This window comes from Streptomyces drozdowiczii (assembly GCF_026167665.1).
GTDB classification, from domain to species: Bacteria; Actinomycetota; Actinomycetes; order Streptomycetales; family Streptomycetaceae; genus Streptomyces; species Streptomyces drozdowiczii_A.
Window position 1 is genome coordinate 5836829 of sequence record NZ_CP098740.1, and the last position, 21688, is coordinate 5858516.

Annotated in this window: 18 protein-coding genes and 2 pseudogenes; 19 read left to right on the plus strand and 1 reads right to left on the minus strand. The window is 71.5% G+C overall.

What is annotated here, in order from left to right:
- Position 1: 1 nt before the first annotated feature.
- From NEH16_RS26645 to nusB, 13 genes and pseudogenes are all read left to right on the plus strand, one after another.
- Positions 2-355: a DUF6167 family protein gene (locus NEH16_RS26645; protein ID WP_265545374.1), complete on the plus strand. Its 354-nt coding sequence runs from the start codon at positions 2-4 to the stop codon at positions 353-355.
- Positions 355-3024 carry an alanine--tRNA ligase gene (gene alaS / locus NEH16_RS26650; RefSeq protein ID WP_265545375.1) on the plus strand — a complete coding sequence of 890 codons (2670 nt, stop codon included), beginning with the start codon at positions 355-357 and terminating at the stop codon, positions 3022-3024. Before NEH16_RS26645 ends, alaS begins: the two co-directional genes overlap by 1 nt.
- Before the next feature lie 8 nt (positions 3025-3032).
- Entirely contained in the window at positions 3033-3506 is a 474-nt protein-coding gene (gene ruvX / locus NEH16_RS26655; RefSeq protein WP_199879170.1) for a Holliday junction resolvase RuvX, read from the plus strand.
- A 95-nt stretch (positions 3507-3601) separates the two neighbouring features.
- Positions 3602-5371, plus strand: coding sequence for an endolytic transglycosylase MltG (mltG, locus tag NEH16_RS26660; RefSeq protein WP_265545377.1), 1770 nt, complete (start codon positions 3602-3604; stop codon positions 5369-5371).
- Complete coding sequence (locus tag NEH16_RS26665) at positions 5358-6194, plus strand: shikimate dehydrogenase (protein ID WP_265545379.1); 837 nt, start codon at positions 5358-5360, stop codon at positions 6192-6194. Before mltG ends, NEH16_RS26665 begins: the two co-directional genes overlap by 14 nt.
- A gap of 146 nt (positions 6195-6340) precedes the next feature.
- Positions 6341-7525, plus strand: a complete 1185-nt coding sequence (aroC, locus tag NEH16_RS26670) for a chorismate synthase (RefSeq protein WP_026171627.1) — start codon at positions 6341-6343, stop codon at positions 7523-7525.
- Positions 7522-8064, plus strand: a complete 543-nt coding sequence (locus tag NEH16_RS26675; protein WP_073967781.1) for a shikimate kinase — start codon at positions 7522-7524, stop codon at positions 8062-8064. The genes aroC and NEH16_RS26675 overlap by 4 nt, the downstream gene beginning before the upstream one ends.
- Entirely contained in the window at positions 8061-9155 is a 1095-nt protein-coding gene (aroB, locus tag NEH16_RS26680; protein ID WP_073967780.1) for a 3-dehydroquinate synthase, read from the plus strand. The genes NEH16_RS26675 and aroB overlap by 4 nt, the downstream gene beginning before the upstream one ends.
- Entirely contained in the window at positions 9152-9592 is a 441-nt protein-coding gene (gene aroQ, locus NEH16_RS26685) for a type II 3-dehydroquinate dehydratase (RefSeq protein ID WP_018524238.1), read from the plus strand. The genes aroB and aroQ overlap by 4 nt, the downstream gene beginning before the upstream one ends.
- A 125-nt stretch (positions 9593-9717) precedes the next feature.
- Positions 9718-10569: a Pro-rich N-terminal domain-containing protein gene (locus NEH16_RS26690; RefSeq protein ID WP_265545383.1), complete on the plus strand. Its 852-nt coding sequence runs from the start codon at positions 9718-9720 to the stop codon at positions 10567-10569.
- Between the two features lie 69 nt (positions 10570-10638).
- Positions 10639-11744, plus strand: a pseudogene (locus NEH16_RS26695) (aminopeptidase P family protein).
- A 51-nt stretch (positions 11745-11795) separates the two neighbouring features.
- Entirely contained in the window at positions 11796-12362 is a 567-nt protein-coding gene (gene efp, locus NEH16_RS26700) for an elongation factor P (protein WP_073967777.1), read from the plus strand.
- A 2-nt stretch (positions 12363-12364) separates the two neighbouring features.
- Complete coding sequence (gene nusB, locus NEH16_RS26705; RefSeq protein WP_073967776.1) at positions 12365-12796, plus strand: transcription antitermination factor NusB; 432 nt, start codon at positions 12365-12367, stop codon at positions 12794-12796.
- Positions 12797-12948: 152 nt separating this feature from the next.
- On the opposite strand, the gene NEH16_RS26710 is transcribed toward nusB, so the two are convergent.
- Positions 12949-13449, minus strand: a complete 501-nt coding sequence (locus NEH16_RS26710; RefSeq protein WP_018103903.1) for a transcriptional regulator BldD — start codon at positions 13447-13449, stop codon at positions 12949-12951.
- A 221-nt stretch (positions 13450-13670) separates the two neighbouring features.
- Here NEH16_RS26710 and pyrR point away from each other — a divergent pair.
- The 6 genes and pseudogenes from pyrR (at position 13671) to carB (ending at position 21633) form a co-directional block, all read left to right on the plus strand.
- Positions 13671-14254, plus strand: a pseudogene (pyrR, locus tag NEH16_RS26715) (bifunctional pyr operon transcriptional regulator/uracil phosphoribosyltransferase PyrR).
- Positions 14255-14339: 85 nt separating this feature from the next.
- Positions 14340-15335 carry an aspartate carbamoyltransferase catalytic subunit gene (locus NEH16_RS26720; RefSeq protein ID WP_073967774.1) on the plus strand — a complete coding sequence of 332 codons (996 nt, stop codon included), beginning with the start codon at positions 14340-14342 and terminating at the stop codon, positions 15333-15335.
- A 2-nt stretch (positions 15336-15337) separates the two neighbouring features.
- The gene (locus tag NEH16_RS26725) at positions 15338-16624 is read left to right on the plus strand and encodes a dihydroorotase (RefSeq protein ID WP_265545388.1); all 1287 of its coding nucleotides are present in this window, start codon (positions 15338-15340) and stop codon (positions 16622-16624) included.
- Positions 16621-17196: a hypothetical protein gene (locus NEH16_RS26730; RefSeq protein ID WP_265545389.1), complete on the plus strand. Its 576-nt coding sequence runs from the start codon at positions 16621-16623 to the stop codon at positions 17194-17196. Before NEH16_RS26725 ends, NEH16_RS26730 begins: the two co-directional genes overlap by 4 nt.
- Positions 17193-18332 carry a glutamine-hydrolyzing carbamoyl-phosphate synthase small subunit gene (gene carA, locus NEH16_RS26735; protein ID WP_265545391.1) on the plus strand — a complete coding sequence of 380 codons (1140 nt, stop codon included), beginning with the start codon at positions 17193-17195 and terminating at the stop codon, positions 18330-18332. The genes NEH16_RS26730 and carA overlap by 4 nt, the downstream gene beginning before the upstream one ends.
- Positions 18325-21633 carry a carbamoyl-phosphate synthase large subunit gene (gene carB, locus NEH16_RS26740; RefSeq protein WP_265545393.1) on the plus strand — a complete coding sequence of 1103 codons (3309 nt, stop codon included), beginning with the start codon at positions 18325-18327 and terminating at the stop codon, positions 21631-21633. Before carA ends, carB begins: the two co-directional genes overlap by 8 nt.
- Positions 21634-21688 lie beyond the last annotated feature (55 nt).

The window sequence follows — 21688 nt, forward strand, 5'->3', positions numbered from 1 at the left end:
GATGTTCCGCCGTACGTTCTGGTTCACCGCCGGCGCAGCCGCCGGGGTATGGGCCACCACCAAGGTCAACCGGAAGATCAAGCAGCTGACCCCGGAAAGCCTCGCGGCGCAGGCCGCCGACAAGGCGATCGTGGCCGGTCACAAGCTCAAGGACTTCGCGCTGGACGTCCGCGAGGGCATGGTCAGGCGCGAGGCCGAACTCGGCGAGGCGCTGGGCCTCGAAGCGGCGGACCCGCGCGAACTGCCCCCGGCCCGCCGCCCGGCCGTCGAGGCGGCCGACGCGGACCCGCACCCGGCCCCCGCCCCCTACCGCAAGCTCCCCTACCACTCGTACAACCGGAATGAGGACCACTGATGGAGTCGGCAGAAATTCGTCGCCGCTGGCTGAGCTTCTACGAGGAGCGCGGTCACACCGTTGTCCCTTCGGCGTCGCTCATCGCGGACGACCCGACTCTGCTGCTGGTCCCCGCCGGCATGGTGCCGTTCAAGCCCTACTTCCTCGGTGAGGTCAAGCCGCCCGCGCCGCGCGTCACCAGCGTGCAGAAGTGCGTGCGTACGCCGGACATCGAGGAGGTCGGCAAGACCACCCGGCACGGCACCTTCTTCCAGATGTGCGGCAACTTCTCGTTCGGCGACTACTTCAAGGAAGGCGCCATCGAGTACGCCTGGGAGCTGCTGACCAGTTCCGTGGCGGACGGCGGCTTCGGGCTCGACCCCGAGCGCCTGTGGATCACCGTCTACCTGGACGACGACGAGGCCGAGGCCATCTGGCGCGACAGGATCGGTGTCCCGGCCGAGCGCATCCAGCGCCTGGGCAAGAAGGACAACTTCTGGTCCATGGGCGTCCCCGGCCCGTGCGGCCCGTGCTCCGAGATCAACTACGACCGCGGCCCCGAGTTCGGCGTCGAGGGCGGCCCGGCCGTCAACGACGAGCGGTACGTGGAGATCTGGAACCTGGTCTTCATGCAGTACGAGCGCGGCGCCGGCGAGGGCAAGGACGACTTCCCGATCCTCGGCGACCTGCCCTCCAAGAACATCGACACCGGTCTCGGCCTCGAACGCCTCGCGATGATCCTGCAGGGCGTGCAGAACATGTACGAGACCGACACCCTGCGCGTCGTCATGGACCGCGCCACCGAGCTGACCGGGGTGCGCTACGGCGCCGCCGAGTCCACCGACGTCTCGCTGCGCGTGGTCGCCGACCACATCCGCACCTCCGTGATGCTCATCGGCGACGGCGTCACCCCCGGCAACGAGGGCCGCGGCTATGTGCTGCGCCGCATCATGCGCCGCGCCATCCGCAACATGCGCCTGATGGGCGCCACCGGCTCCGTCGTCCGCGAGCTGGTCGACGTCGTGGTCAACACGATGGGGCAGCAGTACCCGGAGCTGATCACCGACCGCAAGCGCATCGAGACCGTCGCGCTCGCGGAGGAGGCCGCGTTCCTCAAGGCCCTCAAGGGCGGCACCAACATCCTGGAGACGGCCGTCACCGAGACCAAGGCCGCCGGCGGCACGGTCCTCGCCGGAGACAAGGCGTTCCTGCTCCACGACACCTGGGGCTTCCCGATCGACCTCACCCTGGAGATGGCCGCCGAGCAGGGGCTCTCCGTGGACGAGGACGGGTTCCGCCGCCTCATGCAGGAGCAGCGGGCCAAGGCCAAGGCCGACGCCAAGGCCAAGAAGACCGGCCACGCCGACCTCTCCGCCTACCGCGAGGTCGCCGACAACTCCGGCGTCACCGAGTTCACCGGCTACACCATGACCGAGGGCGAGTCGACGATCGTCGGCCTCCTCGTGGACGGTGTCCCCTCGCCCGCCGCCACCGAGGGCGACGAGATCGAGGTCGTCCTCGACCGCACCCCGTTCTACGCCGAGGGCGGCGGCCAGCTCGCGGACCAGGGCCGCATCCGGCTCGACAGCGGCGCCGTCATCGTGGTCCGCGACGTCCAGCAGCCGGTCCCGGGCGTCTCCGTGCACAAGGGCTCCGTCCAGGTCGGTGAGGTCACGGTCGGCGCGTCCGCGTACGCGAGCATCGACTCCACCCGCCGCCGCGCCATCGCCCGCGCCCACAGCGCCACGCACCTCACGCACCAGGCGCTGCGCGACGCGCTCGGCCCCACGGCCGCCCAGGCCGGTTCGGAGAACTCCCCGGGCCGCTTCCGCTTCGACTTCGGCTCGCCGGCCGCCGTTCCGGGCACGGTCCTCACCGACGTCGAGCAGAAGATCAACGAGGTCCTGGCCCGCGAACTCGACGTGCAGGCCGAGGTCATGTCGATCGACGAGGCGAAGAAGCAGGGCGCCATCGCGGAGTTCGGCGAGAAGTACGGCGAGCGGGTCCGGGTCGTCACCATCGGGGACTTCTCCAAGGAACTCTGCGGCGGTACGCACGTCCACAACACCGCCCAGCTCGGCCTGGTCAAGCTGCTCGGCGAGTCCTCCATCGGGTCCGGCGTACGCCGCATCGAGGCCCTGGTCGGCGTGGACGCGTACAACTTCCTGGCCCGGGAGCACACGGTCGTCGCCCAGCTCCAGGAGCTGGTCAAGGGCCGCTCCGAGGAGCTGCCGGAGAAGATCGCGGGCATGCTCGGCAAGCTGAAGGACGCCGAGAAGGAGATCGAGAAGTTCCGCGCGGAGAAGGTCCTCGCGGCCGCCGCCGGTCTCGTGGACTCCGCGATCGACGTGCGGGGCGTCGCCCTGGTCACCGGTCAGGTGCCGGACGGCACCTCCGCCGACGACCTGCGCAAGCTCGTCCTCGACGTGCGCGGCCGCATCCAGGGCGGCCGCCCGGCCGTCGTCGCGCTGTTCACGACGGCCAACGGGCGCCCGCTGACCGTCATCGCGACCAACGAGGCGGCCCGCGAGCGCGGTCTCAAGGCCGGCGACCTCGTCCGTACCGCCGCCAAGACCCTCGGCGGCGGTGGCGGCGGCAAGCCGGACGTCGCCCAGGGCGGCGGCCAGAACCCGGAGGCGATCGGCGACGCCGTCGCCGCCGTCGAACGCCTCGTCACCGAGACGGCGTGACGCCGGGCATGACGCAGATGCGCCGCGGTCGCCGGCTGGCGATCGACGTCGGGGACGCCCGGATCGGGGTCGCCTCGTGCGACCCCGACGGGATCCTCGCGACGCCGGTGGAGACCGTGCCGGGACGCGATGTCCCGGCCGCCCACCGGCGGCTGGGACAGATCGTCGCGGAGTACGAACCGATCGAGGTCGTCGTCGGGCTGCCGCGCTCCCTGGGCGGCGGCGAGGGCCCGGCCGCCGCCAAGGTCCGCGCCTTCGCGGATGTGCTCGCCCGAGCGGTCGCACCCATTCCGGTGCGCCTGTTGGACGAGAGGATGACCACAGTGACGGCCACCCAGGGGCTGCGCGCCTCGGGCGTGAAGTCCAAAAAGGGCCGATCCGTCATCGACCAGGCTGCCGCTGTGGTGATCCTGCAAAACGCTCTGGAGTCGGAGCGCGCTTCGGGCAATCCGCCGGGCGAGGCCGTCGAAGTAGTGGTCTGATCGCAATACGGTAACGTTCCGCGCGATGCGGCGGTGTTCGAACAAACACCGCACAGCAAAGAGGCGGAACATCGTCTCGCGGCTCAAGGGGATCGATGACTGAGTATGGCCGGGGCCCCGGCTCCGAACCGTGGCATCCCGAGGACCCCTTGTACGGGGACCAGGGGTGGGGCGGCCAGCAGCCTGCCCACGGCCAGGCCCAGTACGACGGCCAGAACCAGTACGACGGCACGACCCCGTACGGCGCCCAGCAGCAGTACCCGCAGGGCCAGTACGACCCGTACCAGCAGCAGCCGCAGGACCCGTACGGCCAGCAGTACCAGCAGGACCCGTACGCGCAGCAGCCGCAGCAGGACCCGTACGCGCAGCAGCAGTACCAGCAGCAGGCGTACGGGAACCAGCACCCGCAGGACCCGTACGGGCAGCAGCCCCAGCAGCCGCAGCCCGGCTACGACACCGGCTGGGACACGGGCCAGCAGGCGGTGCCGCCGTACGAGGGCCAGCCCGTGGCCACGTACGGCTACGGCGAGACGAACGACTACTACGGCACCCCTGAGGCGTACCCGCCCCCGCAGCCCCCGGGCCGCCGCGAGGCCGGACCGGCCCCGGCTCCGGAGACGACCCCGGACTGGGACCCGGAGGAGCCGCCGGAGGAGACCCACCCCTTCTTCACGGGCGTGGACGAGAAGGACGACCGGAAGAAGCCCCGGGACGACGACTACGACGACGAGGACGACGACCGCGACAGCGGCGGGGGCGGCGAGCGCCGGGGCAAGGGCAAGAAGAAGAAGGGCCGCAGCGGCTGCGCCTGCCTGGTCGTCTCCCTCGTCCTGGTCGCCGGCGTCGGCGGCGCGGGCTACTACGGCTACTCCTTCTACAAGGACCGCTTCGGCCCCGCCCCGGACTACTCGGGCAGCGGCTCGGGCTCGGTCGAGGTGGAGATCCCGAAGGGCGCGTTCGGGTACGACATCGGCAACATCCTGAAGAAGGCCGGCGTCGTGAAGAGCGTCGACGCCTTCGTCTCGGCCCAGAACGAGAACCCGAAGGGCAAGGGCATCCAGGCGGGGGTCTACCTCCTGCACTCGCAGATGTCGGCGTCCGAGGCCGTGAAGATGATGGTGGACCCGAAGAGCCAGAATCTTCTGGTGATTCCGGAGGGCTACCGGAACGCCGCCGTCTACGCGCTCGTGGACAAACGGCTCGGCCTCAAGAAGGGCACGACCAAGGACGTCGCGAAGTCCAGGAGCGGCGAATTGGGTCTGCCCGACTGGGCGAGCAAGAACAAGGACATCAAGGACCCGCTCGAAGGCTTCCTCTATCCGGCCGCGTATCCGTTGACGAAGGAGACGAAGCCGGAGGCGCTCCTGAAGAAGATGGTCGAACGGTCCAACGAGGAGTACAAGAAGCTCGACCTCACGGGAACGGCGAAGAAGTACAAGCTGGACGGTCCGTGGCAGGTGCTCACGGTGGCGAGCCTGGTCCAGGCGGAGGGCCTGACGCACGACGACTTCCGCAAGATGGCCGAGGTCGTCTACAACCGGCTGAAGCCGAACAACACGATCACGAACCGGAAGCTCGAGTTCGACTCCGCGTTCAACTACCTCAAGAACCAGAGCAAGATCAAGATCGGTTCGAACGAGATCCGCACCAACCCGGATCCGTACAACACCTATTACCACCCCGGTCTGCCGCCCGGCCCCATCAGCAACCCCGGCGACGAGGCTCTGCGCGCGACACTCAGTCCCACGGGCGACGGCTGGATGTTCTTCATCTCGCTCGACGGCAAGAAGACCCAGTTCACCAAGACGGCGGCCGAGCACGAGAAGCTCAACGAGAAGTTCAAGGAACAGCATGGCCTCCAATGAGCGGCCGCACCGCGCCGCCGTCCTCGGCTCGCCCATCGCCCACTCGCTCTCCCCGGTCCTGCACCGGGCCGCGTACGCCGAACTCGGCCTCGACGACTGGTCGTACGGCCGGTTCGAGGTCGACGAGCAGGCGTTGCCCGGGTTCATCGAGGGGCTGGACGGGAGCTGGGCCGGGCTCTCGCTGACCATGCCGCTCAAGCGGGCCGTCATCCCGCTGCTCGACGGGGTCACCGACACCGCCGCCTCCGTCGAGGCCGTCAACACCGTGGTCCTCGGCGCGGACGGCCGCCGCACCGGCGACAACACCGACATCCCCGGCATGATCGCGGCCCTGCGCGAACGCGGCGTCGAGAAGGTCGAGTCCGCCGCGGTCCTCGGCGCCGGCGCCACCGCGTCCTCCGCGCTGGCAGCCCTGTCCGGCATCTGCGCCGGACCCGTCACCGCGTACGTCCGCAGCGCGGCCCGCGCCGACGAGATGCGCGGCTGGGGCGAACGGCTCGGCGTCGACATCCGTATCGCCGACTGGGCCGAGGCCGACCGGGCGCTCACCGCGCCCCTCGTCGTCGCGACCACCCCCGCAGGGGCGGCGGACGCGCTGGCCGGGGCCGTGCCGGAGTGCCCCGGCACGCTCTTCGACGTGCTGTACGAGCCGTGGCCGACCCGGCTCGCCTCCGCCTGGACCGACCAGGGTGGCGCAGTCGTCGGAGGTCTCGACCTCCTCGTGCACCAGGCGGTCCTCCAGGTCGAGCAGATGACGGGCCGCTCGCCCGCCCCGCTCGCCGCCATGCGCAAGGCCGGCGAAGAGGCGCTGGCCGCGCGCTGACGCCCGCCCGGCACCGCCCGAACCGTCCGTCTGCTGGACCGGCGGCGGGGCCGGGGCCCCGTCCGTGGGAGGATCGGGGGCGGCGGGCCAGGGCCGCGCACCCGGTCGCGCCGCTGGATTTTCAGGCGCGAGCATGAGGAGCACCGTTGAGCAGGTTGCGCTGGCTGACCGCGGGGGAGTCGCACGGCCCCGCACTGGTGGCGACGCTGGAGGGCCTTCCCGCCGGCGTCCCGGTCACCACGGAGATGGTGGCGGACGCGCTCGCCCGGCGGCGGCTCGGTTACGGCCGCGGTGCGCGGATGAAGTTCGAGCAGGACGAGGTCACCTTTCTCGGCGGTGTCCGGCACGGCCTCACCATGGGCTCCCCGGTCGCCGTCATGGTCGGCAACACCGAGTGGCCCAAGTGGGAGCAGGTCATGTCGGCCGACCCGGTCGACCCCCAGGTGCTGGCCGAGCAGGCCCGCAACGCCCCGCTGACCCGGCCCCGCCCCGGCCACGCCGACCTCGCCGGCATGCAGAAGTACGGCTTCGACGAGGCCCGCCCGGTCCTGGAGCGCGCCAGCGCCCGGGAGACCGCGGCCCGCGTCGCCCTCGGTGCCGTCGCCCGGTCCTACCTCAAGGAGACTGCGGGCATCGAGATCGTCAGCCACGTCGTGGAGCTGGCCGCCGCCAAGGCGCCGTACGGGGTCTACCCGGTCCCCTCCGACGTGGAGCGGCTCGACGCCGACCCGGTCCGCTGCCTCGACGCCGACGCGAGCAAGGCGATGGTCGCCGAGATCGACCAGGCCCACAAGGACGGCGACACCCTCGGCGGCGTCGTCGAGGTGCTGGCGTACGGCGTGCCCGTCGGCCTCGGCTCGCACGTCCACTGGGACCGCCGGCTCGACGCCCGCCTCGCCGGCGCGCTCATGGGCATCCAGGCCATCAAGGGCGTCGAGGTCGGCGACGGCTTCGACCTCGCCCGGGTGCCCGGGTCCAAGGCGCACGACGAGATCCTGGTGACCGAGGACGGCATCAAGCGCGCCTCCGGCCGGGCCGGCGGCACCGAGGGCGGCCTCACCACCGGTGAGCTGCTGCGCGTCCGCGCCGCCATGAAGCCGATCGCCACCGTGCCGCGCGCCCTGGCCACCGTCGACGTGGTGACCGGTGAGCCCGCTAAGGCCCACCACCAGCGCTCCGATGTCTGCGCCGTCCCGGCCGCCGGCATCGTCGCCGAGGCGATGGTCGCCCTGGTCCTGGCCGACGCCGTGGCGGAGAAGTTCGGCGGCGACAGCGTCACCGAGACCCGCCGCAACGTGACGTCGTACCTCGACCACCTCCAGATCCGATGACCGGACCCCTGGTCGTCCTGGTCGGCCCCATGGGCGTCGGCAAGTCCACGGTCGGCGAGCTGCTCGCCGGCCGGCTGGGCACCGGCTACCGGGACACCGACGCGGACGTCGTCGCGACGGCCGGCAAGCCCATCGCGGAGATCTTCTACGACGAGGGCGAGGACCACTTCCGCGCGCTGGAGCGGGCGGCCGTCCGGGCCGCCGTCGCGGAACACACCGGCGTCCTCTCGCTCGGCGGCGGGGCCGTCCTGGACGAGTCGACCCGCGCGCTGCTCGCCGGCCACCCGGTCGTCTACCTCTCGATGGACGTGGACGAGGCCGTCAAGCGGGTCGGGCTCAACACCGCCCGCCCGCTGCTCGCGGTCAACCCGCGCCGGCAGTGGCGCGAGCTGATGGAGGCCCGCCGGCACCTCTACACCGAGGTCGCCCGCACGGTCGTCGCCACCGACGAGCGCACACCCGAAGAGGTCGCCCAGGCGGTCCTCGACGCACTGGAGCTGCCGGACGGAGCCCCGTCCGGCCGGGAGAACACACCATGACCCAGCAGGCACCCACCCGCGTCCGCATCGCCGGCAGCGCGGGCACCGACCCGTACGAGGTACTGATCGGCCGGCAGCTCCTCGGCGAGCTGCCCGGGCTCATCGGTGAGCGGGCCAAGCGCGTCGCGGTCCTCCACCCCGAGGCGCTCGCCGAGACCGGCGAGGCGGTCCGCCAGGACCTCGCCGCCCAGGGCTACGAGGCCATCGCGATCCAGCTGCCCAACGCCGAGGAGGCCAAGACCGTCGAGGTCGCCGCCTACTGCTGGAAGGCGCTCGGCCAGACCGGCTTCACCCGCACCGACGTCATCGTCGGCGTCGGCGGCGGCGCCACCACCGACGTGGCGGGCTTCGTCGCCGCGTCCTGGCTGCGCGGAGTGCGCTGGATCGCCGTACCGACGACCGTGCTCGGCATGGTCGACGCGGCCGTCGGCGGCAAGACCGGCATCAACACCGCCGAGGGCAAGAACCTCGTCGGCGCCTTCCACCCGCCGGCCGGGGTCCTCTGCGACCTGGCCGCCCTGGACTCGCTGCCGGTCCACGACTACGTCTCGGGCATGGCCGAGATCATCAAGGCCGGTTTCATCGCCGACCCGGTGATCCTCGACCTGATCGAGGAGGACCCGCAGGCCGCCCGTACGCCCGCCGGACCGCACACCGCCGAGCTGATCGAGCGCTCGATCCGGGTCAAGGCCGAGGTCGTCTCCAGCGACCTCAAGGAGTCCGGGCTCCGCGAGATCCTGAACTACGGCCACACCCTGGGCCACGCGATCGAGAAGAACGAGCGCTACAAGTGGCGCCACGGCGCCGCCGTCTCCGTCGGCATGGTCTTCGCCGCCGAACTGGGCCGGCTGGCCGGCCGCCTGGACGACGCCACCGCCGACCGGCACCGCGCGATCCTGGAGTCCGTCGGGCTGCCGCTCACCTACCGGGGCGACCAGTGGCCGAAGCTCCTCGAGAACATGAAGGTCGACAAGAAGTCGCGCGGCGACCTGCTGCGCTTCATCGTCCTGGACGGCCTCGGCAAGCCCGCCGTCCTGGAGGGCCCCGACCCGGCCGTCCTGCTCGCCGCCTACGGGGAGGTCTCGGCATGACCCGCCGGGTCCTCGTGCTCAACGGCCCCAACCTCGGCCGCCTCGGCTCCCGCGAGCCCGACGTCTACGGCTCCACCTCGTACGCCGGGCTCGTGGAGGCGTGCCGCACCCTCGGCAAGGAGCTCGGCTTCGACGCCGACGTGCGCGAGACCAACGACGAGGGCGAGCTGATCCGCTGGCTCCACGAGGCCGCCGACGGATCGATTCCGGTCGTCATCAACCCGGGCGCCTTCACGCACTACTCGTACGGGATGCGGGACGCGGCCGCCCAGCGCACCGCCCCGCTGATCGAGGTGCACATCTCGAACCCGTACGCACGGGAGGAATTCCGCCACACCTCGGTGATCGCCCCGGTCGCCACCGGGACCGTGGCCGGATTCGGCATCGGCTCCTACCGTCTCGCCCTGCGCGCCCTGGCGGACGAACTCACCGACTGAGCAGGGCCCGTACAGGCCCGCGGGCACTCCAGACCCTCCCCGGCCGTTGTCCGAGCGGCGGCCGGGGAAGGTACGGTTGCCGTTGCACCAGCGCCAGTTGCCTGTACGAGACGGAGTTGCACCGGATGCAGCACGCAGTGGGGGCCCCGCTGCCTCCGCCCCAGGGTCCCGGAAACGGCCCCGTCGGCTGGCCGCCCCAGGCCCAGCACCCCGGCCCGCCGCACCAGCCCCCGGCCGGCCCGCCCGCCGGGCACCCCGGGCCGCCGCCGCCCGCGGGCCCGCCGCAGGGCCACGGCTGGAGCGGACCGGCGCCGCAGCAGGCCCCGGCCCCGGTCTCCCGCGAGACCACCGGGCACATCCAGCTGCCGCCCGGCAGACCCGTCCCGCTGCCCGCGCCGCCCGCCGAGCCCGGCACGGGCAACGCCACGCTCGCGGTGCTCCTCATCGGCCCGGCGGGCGCCGGCAAGACCACCGTGGCCCGGCTCTGGGCGGCCCGCCGCCGGGTGCCCACCGCCCATGTCAGCCTGGACGACGTCCGGGAGTGGGTCTGCTCCGGCTTCGCGGACCCGCAGGCCGGGTGGAACGACCAGTCGGAGGCCCAGTACCGCCTGGCCCGCCGCACCTGCGGCTTCGCCGCCCGCAACTTCCTGGCCAACGGGATCTCCTGCATCCTGGACGACGCGGTCTTCCCGGACCGGCCGGTCGTCGGCCTCGGCGGCTGGAAGCGGCACGTCGGCCCCGGACTGCTGCCCGTCGTGCTGCTGCCCGGCCTGGAGATCGTCCTGGAGCGCAACGCGGAGCGCAGCGGCAACCGCCGCCTCTCCGACGAGGAGGTCGCCCGCATCCACGGCCGGATGGCCGGCTGGTACGGCTCCGGGCTCCCGATCATCGACAACTCGACGTACGACGTGGAGACCACCGCCCGGGTCCTGGACGACATACTCGCCCGCTCCCTGGCCAGCCCCCCGTCCTGGTAGCCGGGCCGCCCGCCCCCGGTCGGATGCGCCCGCCGGGCGGGCGCGCCGCCGCGCTCGTACGCTCGACGCATGTCAGAGGTGTACGCCGTCCGACGCGGGCTGCTCCGCGACCGGTGCGCCGCAGTCGGATCCGCGGCCGCCCTGGTCTCCCGCCCCGCCAACGTCCGCTACCTGGCCGGGGGAGCGCCCCCGGGTGCCGTGCTGCTGCTCGGCCCCGGCGAGGACGTCCTGCTCTGCCCCCGGCCGCCCACCGGTGACCCGGCCGACGGGCGCACCGACGAACACGTACGGGTCGACGCGCTGCCGGTGGCGGGCGGGACCCCGTGGTCGCCGCCGCCGACCTGGCCGCGGCGGCCGGCGCGGAGTCGCTGGCCGTCGAGGAGCACGACCTGACGGTCGCCCGGCACCGGGCCATGGCCTCGGTCGCCCCCAGGCTGCGGCTGGCCGATCTGGGCGCGACGGTCGAGCAGTTGCGCATCGTCAAGGACGAGGAGGAGATCGGCTGCCTGCGGATCGCGGCCGAGATCACCGACCAGGCCCTGGGCGAACTCCTCGAATCGATCCTCGTCGGCCGCACCGAACGGCACCTGGCCCTGGAACTGGAACGCCGGCTCGTGGACCACGGCGCCGACGGCCCCGCCTTCGCGACCTCCGTCGCCACCGGCCCCAACTCCGGCCGGGGCCGCCACCGGCCCTCGGACCGGCGGGTCGAGGAAGGAGATTTCCTCTCGGTCTGCCTGGGCGCCAACTACCGCGGCTACCGCTGCGAGATCGGCCGGACCTTCGTCATCGGAACGGCGCCCGCCGACTGGCAGATCGAGCTGTACGAGCTGGTTTTCGCCGCTCAGCGGGCCGGCCGCGAGGCCCTGCTGCCCGGCGCCGAGTACCGCGACGTGGACCGGGCCGCCCGCCATCTCCTGGACTCCGCGGGCCACGGCGAGGGCCTGGCGCCCTACACCGGCCACGGGGTGGGGCTCGAAATCGACGAGGACCCGCAGCTGGCACCCGCGGCCATGGGTAAACTGGACGCTTGTGTGCCGGTCACCGTCGAACCGGGGGTCCACCTCCCGGGCCGGGGCGGGGTCCGGATCGATGACACGCTCGTCGTGCGCCCCGAGGCGGACGGCGGACCCGAGCTACTCACCATTACGACCAAGGAGCTGCTCGCGCTCTAGCGCGCGTACCTCGGTCGTTCCACCAGCTTCAGCCCAGGAGATTCCGCAACCGTGGCTTCCACGAACGACCTCAAGAACGGCATGGTGCTCAAGCTCGACGGGGGCCAGCTCTGGTCCGTAGTCGAGTTCCAGCACGTCAAGCCCGGCAAGGGCCCGGCCTTCGTGCGCACCAAGCTCAAGAACGTGCTCTCCGGCAAGGTCGTGGACAAGACCTTCAACGCAGGCATCAAGGTCGAGACGGCCACCGTCGACCGGCGCGACATGCAGTTCTCGTACATGGACGGCGACTACTTCGTCTTCATGGACATGGACACGTACGACCAGCTGATGGTCGACCGCAAGGCCGTCGGCGACACCGCCAACTTCCTGATCGAGGGCTTCACCGCCTCCGTCGCCCAGCACGACGGCGAGGTGCTGTACGTCGAGCTGCCGGCCGCCGTCGAGCTGAAGGTCCAGCACACGGACCCGGGCGTCCAGGGCGACCGCTCCACCGGCGGCACCAAGCCGGCCACCCTGGAGACCGGTTACGAGATCGGCGTCCCGCTCTTCATCACCACGGGTGAGACGATCAAGGTCGACACCCGCTCCGGCGAGTACATCAGCCGGGTGAACAAGTAGTCGTGGCTGCTCGCAACACGGCGCGCAAGCGCGCCTTCCAGATCCTCTTCGAGGCCGACCAGCGCGACGAGTCCGTGCTGACGGTCCTCGCGGACTGGGTACGGCACTCGCGGTCCGACACCCGCCAGCCGCCGGTCACCGAGTACACGATGGAGCTCGTGGAGGGGTACGCGCAGTACGCGGACCGCATCGACGACCTCATCGTCACCTACGCCGTGGACTGGGAGCTCGACCGCATGCCGGTCGCCGACCGGAACATCCTGCGGCTCGGTGCCTACGAGCTGATCTGGGTCGACGCGACCCCGGACGCGGTGGTCATCGACGAGGCGGTGCAGATCGCCAAGGAGTTCTCCACCGACGACTCCCCGTCCTTCGTGAACGGCCTGCTGGCCCGTTTCAAGGACCTCAAGCCGAATCTCCGCCGGGAGCAGTGACCCGGCGGCGTTCCGCCGACGAAGGGCCCATGGCTGACGCCGTGGGCCCTTCGGCATGTTCGCGCGAACCGCGTACGAGAAAAAGCCGGGCCCGGCGGGGCACCCGTGCGGGGCCCCGCCGAACCCGGCGGCACGTTTCTCCGAGGGGCTGCTCAGCCCTCGTCGTGGGCGACGGCGCGGCGCGCGTCCGCGTCGAGCACGCCCCAGCTGATCAGCTGCTCCGTCAGCACCGAAGGCGACTGGTCGTAGATCACGGCCAGCGTGCGCAGGTCGTCCTGGCGGATCGACAGCACCTTGCCGTTGTAGTCGCCGCGCTGGCTCTGGATCGTCGCCGCGTAACGCTGGAGGGGACCGGCCTTCTCCGGCGGTACGTGCGCCAGGCGCTCCAGCTGGAGGACCAGCTTCGGCGGCGGCTCGGCGGCACCGCCGGGCGTCGTGCCCGGCAGGAGCTCCTGGACCGGAACGCCGTAGAAGTCCGCCAGCTCGGCAAGGCGCTGCACGGTCACGGCACGGTCGCCGCGCTCGTACGAGCCGACCACGACGGCCTTCCAGCGGCCCTGGGACTTCTCCTCCACGCCGTGGAGGGAGAGGCCCTGCTGGGTGCGGATGGCACGGAGCTTGGCCCCGAGCTGTTTTGCGTATTCGCTGGACATAAGGCTCCCCGGACGCTGGAACGTACGCGGCTGGGCCGCGTGGCTGGTAACTCACTGTGAGGTTACGCAGCGTTACTTGGTCGCGTCAAGCTGAGATGGTCCGTACCGGCTTTCCCCGGGGGTGCGGGCGAACTCCGGCAGGGGCCCTGGTATCGTGGACGACGCAATTTCGACGTCCTTTAAGGTCCGTCCCGTGAGGCGGAGAAGGAGGTCCGTTTCTTATGGACGCACAGCACGACGCCACCGGCAATGCGGCACGCCCCGTTCTGGAGGCTCCCGACATCGCCCGGGTCCTGACCCGCATCGCCCACGAGATCGTCGAACGCGCCAAGGGCGCCGACGACGTGGTGCTCCTCGGCATCCCGACCCGCGGGTCTTCCTCGCCCGCCGGCTCGCCGCCAAGCTCGAAGAGATCACCGGCCGCACGATGCCGGTCGGCTCCCTCGACACCACGATGTACCGCGACGACCTGAGGCTGCGTCCCGCGCGCGCCCTGGCCCGCACCGAGATCCCCGGTGACGACATCGAGGGCCGCCTGGTCGTCCTCGTGGACGACGTCCTGTTCTCCGGCCGCACGATCCGCGCCGCCCTCGACGCGCTCGGCGACCTCGGCCGGCCCCGCGCGGTGCAGCTCGCGGTCCTCGTGGACCGCGGCCACCGCGAACTGCCGATCCGCGCCGACTACGTCGGCAAGAACCTCCCCACGTCGCTGCGGGAGACGGTCAAGGTCCAGCTCGCCGAGGAGGACGGCCGCGACGCCGTGCTGCTCGGGGTCGAGCAGGCCGCCCCCGCGGTCGAGCGCTAGCTGCCCCTCCGTACGGCCGCCCGCCGTGCGGCGGCTTCCGCGCGCCCGCATGCCTGAAACCTCCAGCCACCCGGAGAACACCCAGATGAAGCGCCACCTCATCTCGGCCGCCGACCTCACCCGCGACGACGCCGTCCTGATCCTCGACACCGCCGAGGAGATGGCCAGGGTCGCGGACCGGCCGATCAAGAAGCTCCCGACCCTGCGCGGCCGGACCGTGGTCAACCTCTTCTTCGAGGACTCGACCCGTACCCGCATCTCCTTCGAGGCGGCCGCCAAGCGGCTGTCCGCCGACGTCATCAACTTCTCCGCGAAGGGCTCGTCCGTCTCCAAGGGCGAATCCCTCAAGGACACCGCCCTGACCCTGGAGGCGATGGGCGCCGACGCCGTCGTCATCCGGCACGGCGCCTCCGGAGCCCCGTACCGGCTGGCCACCTCCGGCTGGATCGACGGCGCCGTCGTCAACGCCGGCGACGGCACCCACGAGCACCCCACCCAGGCCCTGCTGGACGCCTTCACGATGCGCCGCAGGCTCGTCGGGGCCGACGCCGGGCTCGGCAAGGACCTCGACGGCCGCCGGATCACCATCGTCGGCGACATCCTGCACAGCCGGGTCGCCCGCTCCAACGTGCACCTGCTGAACACGCTCGGCGCCCACGTCACCCTCGTCGCCCCGCCCACCCTGGTCCCGGTCGGCGTCGAGCAGTGGCCCTGCGACGTCAGCTACGGCCTGGACGAGGTGCTGCCCCAGTCCGACGCCGTGATGATGCTCCGTGTGCAGCGCGAGCGGATGAACGCCGCCTACTTCCCGACCGAGCGCGAGTACTCGCGCCGCTACGGCCTGGACGGCGAGCGGATGGCCAAGATGCCCGAGCACGCCGTCGTCATGCACCCCGGACCCATGGTCCGCGGCATGGAGATCACCGCCGAGGTCGCCGACTCCGACCGCTGCACGGTCGTGGAGCAGGTCGCCAACGGCGTCTCCATCCGCATGGCCGTGCTCTACCTGCTGCTCGGCGGCTACGAGTCCGCAGCCCCCTCTTCCGCCCCCACCGCCGCCCGTACCGAGGAGAACAAGTAACCATGAGCAAGATCCTTATCCGCGGTGCGAAGGTACTCGGCGGCGACGCGCAGGACGTCCTCATCGACGGCGAGACCATCGCCGCCGTCGGCACCGGCCTCGACGCCGGCGACGCCACCGTGATCGAGGCGGCCGGACAGGTCCTGCTGCCCGGCCTGGTCGACCTCCACACCCACCTGCGCGAGCCCGGCCGCGAGGACTCCGAGACCGTCCTCACCGGCACCAGGGCCGCCGCGGCCGGCGGCTTCACCGCCGTCCACGCCATGGCCAACACCTTCCCCGTCGCCGACACCGCCGGTGTGGTCGAGCAGGTCTGGCGCCTCGGCAAGGAGTCCGGCTACTGCGACGTGCAGCCCGTCGGCGCCGTCACCGTCGGCCTGGAGGGCAAGCAGCTCGCCGAACTCGGCGCCATGCACGACTCCGCCGCCGGCGTGAAGGTCTTCTCCGACGACGGCAAGTGCGTGGACGACGCGGTCATCATGCGCCGCGCCCTGGAGTACGTGAAGGCGTTCGACGGCGTCGTCGCCCAGCACGCCCAGGAGCCCCGCCTCACCGAGGGCGCCCAGATGAACGAGGGCGTCGTCTCGGCCGAGCTGGGCCTCGGCGGCTGGCCCGCCGTCGCCGAGGAGTCGATCATCGCCCGCGACGTCCTGCTCGCCGCGCACGTCGGCTCCCGGGTCCACATCTGCCACCTGTCGACCGCGGGCTCCGTGGAGATCGTGCGCTGGGCCAAGTCCAAGGGCTGGAACGTCACCGCCGAGGTCACCCCGCACCACCTGCTCCTCACCGACGAGCTGGTCCGGTCCTACAACCCGGTCTACAAGGTGAACCCGCCGCTGCGCACCGAGGCCGACGTCATGGCCCTGCGCGAGGCGCTCGCCGACGGCACCATCGACTGCGTCGCCACCGACCACGCCCCGCACCCGCACGAGGACAAGGACTGCGAGTGGGCCGCGGCCGCCATGGGCATGGTGGGCCTGGAGACCGCGCTCTCCGTCGTCCAGCAGACGATGGTCGAGACCGGGCTGCTCGACTGGGCCGGCGTCGCCGACCGCATGTCGGCGCGCCCCGCGGCCATCGGACGGCTCGAAGGACACGGCCGCCCCGTCTCGGCCGGTGAGCCTGCCAACCTCACGCTGGTCGATCCGGCATACCGTGGAGAGGTGGACCCCGCGGGCTTCGCCTCCCGCAGCCGCAACACCCCGTACGAGGGGCGCGAGCTGCCGGGCCGAGTGACCCACACCTTCCTGCGGGGCCGTGCCACGGTCGTCGACGGGAAGCTCGCGTGACAACACAGACCCTGTACCAACTCGCCGCCGAGCAGAAGTCGGCGGAAGTGACCGACTGGTCCGCCCGGATCAGCTGGGTGATCGGACTCCTCGTCCTCGTCGCGTTCGTCTACTGGCTGATGCGCCAGGGCTGGAAGTGGCGCGGAAACCTCCAGTCCGACCTGCCCGCCCCGGCCACCGCGCCGGAGGGCTTCGCGGACTGCGAGAAGCTGCTCACCCTCTCCGGCCGCTACCACGCGTCGACCACGGCCGGGCAGTGGCTCGACCGGATCGTCGCCCACGGCCTCGGCACCCGCAGCCGCGTCGAGCTGACCCTCACCGCCGAGGGCCTGGACGTCGTACGACCCGGCGCCGCGGACTTCTTCGTCCCGGCCGCCGACCTGCGCGGCGCCCGCACCGAAAAGGCACTGGCGGGCAAGGTCCTGCCCGAGGGCGGACTCCTCGTCATCACCTGGGCGCTCGGCGACCGGCTGATCGACTCCGGATTCCGCTCCGACCACTCGGCCGAACACCCCGCCTGGGTCGACGCCGTCAACCACCTCACCAGCACTACGGAAGGCATCTCACGATGACGACCTCCACCCGGGGAGCCCAGGCTCCCGCCGTACTCGTCCTGGAGGACGGCCGCACCTTCCGCGGCCGCGCCTACGGGGCTGTGGGGGAGACCTTCGGCGAGGCGGTCTTCTCCACCGGCATGACCGGCTACCAGGAGACGCTGACCGACCCCTCGTACCACCGCCAGGTCGTCGTGATGACCGCCCCGCACGTCGGCAACACCGGCGTCAACGACGAGGACCCCGAGTCGAAGCGGATCTGGGTCTCCGGCTACGTCGTCCGCGACCCCGCCCGCACCCCCTCCAACTGGCGCTCCCGCCGCACCCTCGACGAGGAGCTGGCCACCCAGGGCGTCGTCGGCATCAGCGGCGTCGACACCCGCGCCCTCACCCGCCACCTGCGCGAGCGCGGCGCCATGCGCGTCGGCATCTTCTCCGGCGACGCGGTCACCGACGAGGCCGCGATGCTGGCCCGCGTCCAGGAGGCCCCCGAGATGAAGGGCGCCGACCTGTCCGCGGAGGTCGCCACCAAGGAGGCGTACGTCGTCCCCGCGATCGGCACCAGGAAGTTCACGGTCGCCGCGGTCGACCTCGGCATCAAGGGCATGACCCCGCACCGGATGGCCGAGCGCGGCATCGAGGTCCACGTCCTGCCCGCCACCGCCACCCTGGAGGAGATCTACGCGGTCGCCCCCGACGGCGTCTTCTTCTCCAACGGCCCCGGCGACCCGTCCACCGCCGACCACCCCGTCGCGCTGATGCAGGGCGTCCTGGAGCGGAAGACCCCGCTCTTCGGCATCTGCTTCGGCAACCAGATCCTGGGCCGCGCGCTCGGCTTCGGCACGTACAAGCTGAAGTACGGCCACCGCGGCATCAACCAGCCCGTGCAGGACCGCTCGACCGGCAAGGTCGAGGTCACCGCGCACAACCACGGCTTCGCCGTCGACGCCCCCCTCGACAAGGTCTCCGACACCGCCTACGGGCGCGCCGAGGTCTCCCACGTCTGCCTGAACGACCAGGTGGTCGAGGGCCTTCAGCTGCTCGACCGGCCGGCCTTCAGCGTCCAGTACCACCCCGAGGCGGCCGCCGGCCCGCACGACGCCGCGTACCTCTTCGACCGCTTCGTTTCCCTGATGGAGGGCCAGCGTGCCTAAGCGCTCCGATATCCAGTCCGTCCTGGTCATCGGCTCCGGCCCGATCGTCATCGGGCAGGCCGCCGAGTTCGACTACTCCGGCACCCAGGCGTGCCGCGTGCTCAAGGCCGAGGGCCTGCGCGTCATCCTGGTGAACTCCAACCCGGCGACGATCATGACCGACCCGGAGATCGCCGACGCCACCTACGTCGAGCCGATCACCCCCGAGTTCGTCGAGAAGATCATCGCCAAGGAGCGCCCCGACGCGCTGCTGCCCACCCTGGGCGGCCAGACCGCGCTGAACACCGCGATCTCCATGCACGAGAACGGTGTGCTGGAGAAGTACGGCGTCGAGCTCATCGGCGCCAACGTCGAGGCCATCAACAAGGGCGAGGACCGCGACCTCTTCAAGGGCGTCGTGGAGGCCGTCAAGGAGAAGATCGGCTACGGCGAGTCCGCCCGCTCGGTCATCTGCCACTCCATGGACGACGTCCTCGCCGGCGTCGACACGCTCGGCGGCTACCCCGTCGTCGTCCGCCCCTCCTTCACGATGGGCGGCGCCGGCTCCGGCTTCGCCCACGACGAGGAGGAGCTGCGCCGCATCGCCGGTCAGGGCCTCACGCTCTCCCCGACCACCGAGGTCCTGCTGGAGGAGTCCATCCTCGGCTGGAAGGAGTACGAGCTGGAGCTGATGCGCGACCGCAACGACAACGTCGTGGTCGTCTGCTCCATCGAGAACTTCGACCCGATGGGCGTCCACACCGGTGACTCGATCACCGTCGCCCCGGCGATGACGCTCACCGACCGCGAGTACCAGCGGCTGCGCGACATCGGCATCGCGATCATCCGCGAGGTCGGCGTCGACACCGGCGGCTGCAACATCCAGTTCGCGATCGACCCCGCCGACGGGCGCGTCATCGTCATCGAGATGAACCCGCGCGTCTCCCGCTCCTCGGCGCTCGCCTCCAAGGCCACCGGCTTCCCGATCGCCAAGATCGCCGCCAAGCTGGCCGTCGGCTACACGCTGGACGAGATCCCGAACGACATCACCGAGAAGACCCCGGCCTCCTTCGAGCCGACCCTCGACTACGTCGTCGTCAAGGCCCCGCGGTTCGCCTTCGAGAAGTTCCCCTCCGCCGACTCCACCCTCACCACCACCATGAAGTCGGTGGGCGAGGCCATGGCGATCGGCCGGAACTTCACCGAGGCCCTCCAGAAGGCGCTGCGCTCCCTGGAGAAGAAGGGCTCGCAGTTCACCTTCACCGGCGACCCCGGCGACAAGGCCGAGCTGCTGGCCGAGGCGGTCCGCCCGACCGACGGCCGCATCAACGCCGTCATGCAGGCGATCCGGGCCGGCGCCACCCAGGAGGAGGTCTTCGACGCCACGAAGATCGACCCCTGGTTCGTGGACCAGCTCTTCCTGATCAAGGAGATCGCCGACGAGCTGGCCGCCGCCGACAAGCTCGGCCCCGAGCTGCTGGCCGAGGCCAAGCGGCACGGCTTCTCGGACGTCCAGATCGCCGAGATCCGCGACCTGCGCGAGGACGTCGTCCGCGAGGTCCGCCACGCGCTCGGCATCCGCCCGGTCTACAAGACCGTCGACACCTGCGCCGCCGAGTTCGCCGCGAAGACCCCGTACTTCTACTCCTCGTACGACGAGGAGACCGAGGTCGCGCCCCGCACCCGGCCCGCGGTGATCATCCTGGGCTCCGGCCCCAACCGCATCGGCCAGGGCATCGAGTTCGACTACTCCTGCGTCCACGCCTCCTTCGCGCTCAGCGACGCCGGCTACGAGACCGTGATGGTCAACTGCAACCCGGAGACGGTCTCCACCGACTACGACACCTCCGACCGCCTGTACTTCGAGCCGCTGACGCTGGAAGACGTGCTGGAGATCGTGCACGCGGAGTCCCTGGCGGGCCCGATCGCGGGCGTCGTCGTCCAGCTCGGCGGCCAGACCCCGCTGGGCCTGTCGCAGGCGCTCAAGGACAACGGCGTGCCCGTCGTCGGCACCTCCCCGGAGGCGATCCACGCCGCCGAGGACCGCGGCGCCTTCGGCCGCGTCCTGGCCGAGGCCGGCCTGCCCGCCCCCAAGCACGGCACCGCCACCACCTTCGCCGCGGCCAAGGAGATCGCCGACGAGATCGGCTACCCCGTCCTCGTACGCCCGTCGTACGTGCTCGGCGGGCGCGGCATGGAGATCGTGTACGACGAGACCCGGCTCTCCGCGTACATCGCCGAGTCCACCGAGATCAGCCCCACCCGGCCGGTCCTGGTCGACCGCTTCCTCGACGACGCCATCGAGATCGACGTCGACGCCCTCTACGACGGCACCGAGCTGTACCTCGGCGGCGTCATGGAGCACATCGAGGAGGCCGGCATCCACTCCGGCGACTCCGCCTGCGCGCTGCCCCCGATCACCCTCGGCGGCCACGACGTCAAGCGGCTGCGCGCCTCCACGGAGGCCATCGCCAAGGGCGTCGGCGTCCGCGGCCTGATCAACATCCAGTTCGCGCTCTCCGGCGACATCCTCTACGTCCTGGAGGCCAACCCGCGCGCCTCCCGGACCGTGCCCTTCACCTCGAAGGCGACCGCGGTCCCGCTGGCCAAGGCCGCCGCCCGGATCTCGCTGGGCGCGACCGTCGCCGAGCTGCGCGAGGAGGGCCTGCTGCCGAAGACCGGCGACGGCGGCACGCTGCCGCTGGACGCGCCGATCTCCGTCAAGGAGGCCGTCATGCCGTGGTCGCGGTTCCGCGACATCCACGGCCGGGGCGTCGACACCATCCTCGGCCCGGAGATGCGCTCCACCGGCGAGGTCATGGGCATCGACTCGGTCTTCGGCACCGCGTACGCCAAGTCGCAGGCCGGCGCCTACGGGCCGCTGCCCACCAAGGGCCGCGCCTTCATCTCGGTCGCCAACCGCGACAAGCGCTCGATGATCTTCCCGGCCCGCGAGCTGGTCGCCCACGGCTTCGAGCTGCTGGCCACCTCCGGCACCGCCGAGGTCCTCAAGCGCAACGGCATCAACGCCACGGTCGTGCGCAAGCAGTCCGAGGGCGAGGGCCCGAACGGCGAGCCCACCATCGTCAAGCTGATCCACGAGGGCGGTGTCGACCTCATCGTCAACACCCCGTACGGGACCGGCGGCCGGCTCGACGGCTACGAGATCCGCACCGCGGCCGTCGCCCGCTCCGTGCCCTGCCTCACCACGGTCCAGGCGCTCGCCGCGGCCGTCCAGGGCATCGACGCCCTCAACGGCGGGGACGTCGGCGTCCGTTCCCTCCAGGAACACGCGGAACACTTGACCGCGGCCCGCGACTAGGCAGCCCACAGGGGGACACCGGAAACGGTGTCCCCCTCTTCATGAGGACCGTGAC

Excerpts from the sequence above, each read along its gene's own strand:
- NEH16_RS26645 (WP_265545374.1), top strand. The coding sequence starts at position 2 with ATGTTCCGCCGTACGTTCTGGTTCACCGCCGGCGCAGCCGCCGGGGTA.
- alaS (WP_265545375.1), top strand. The coding sequence starts at position 355 with ATGGAGTCGGCAGAAATTCGTCGCCGCTGGCTGAGCTTCTACGAGGAG.
- ruvX (WP_199879170.1), top strand. The coding sequence starts at position 3,033 with ATGACGCAGATGCGCCGCGGTCGCCGGCTGGCGATCGACGTCGGGGAC.
- mltG (WP_265545377.1), top strand. The coding sequence starts at position 3,602 with ATGACTGAGTATGGCCGGGGCCCCGGCTCCGAACCGTGGCATCCCGAG.
- NEH16_RS26665 (WP_265545379.1), top strand. The coding sequence starts at position 5,358 with ATGGCCTCCAATGAGCGGCCGCACCGCGCCGCCGTCCTCGGCTCGCCC.
- NEH16_RS26675 (WP_073967781.1), top strand. The coding sequence starts at position 7,522 with ATGACCGGACCCCTGGTCGTCCTGGTCGGCCCCATGGGCGTCGGCAAG.
- aroB (WP_073967780.1), top strand. The coding sequence starts at position 8,061 with ATGACCCAGCAGGCACCCACCCGCGTCCGCATCGCCGGCAGCGCGGGC.
- aroQ (WP_018524238.1), top strand. The coding sequence starts at position 9,152 with ATGACCCGCCGGGTCCTCGTGCTCAACGGCCCCAACCTCGGCCGCCTC.
- NEH16_RS26690 (WP_265545383.1), top strand. The coding sequence starts at position 9,718 with ATGCAGCACGCAGTGGGGGCCCCGCTGCCTCCGCCCCAGGGTCCCGGA.
- NEH16_RS26710 (WP_018103903.1), bottom strand. The coding sequence starts at position 13,449 with ATGTCCAGCGAATACGCAAAACAGCTCGGGGCCAAGCTCCGTGCCATC.
- NEH16_RS26720 (WP_073967774.1), top strand. The coding sequence starts at position 14,340 with ATGAAGCGCCACCTCATCTCGGCCGCCGACCTCACCCGCGACGACGCC.
- NEH16_RS26725 (WP_265545388.1), top strand. The coding sequence starts at position 15,338 with ATGAGCAAGATCCTTATCCGCGGTGCGAAGGTACTCGGCGGCGACGCG.
- carA (WP_265545391.1), top strand. The coding sequence starts at position 17,193 with ATGACGACCTCCACCCGGGGAGCCCAGGCTCCCGCCGTACTCGTCCTG.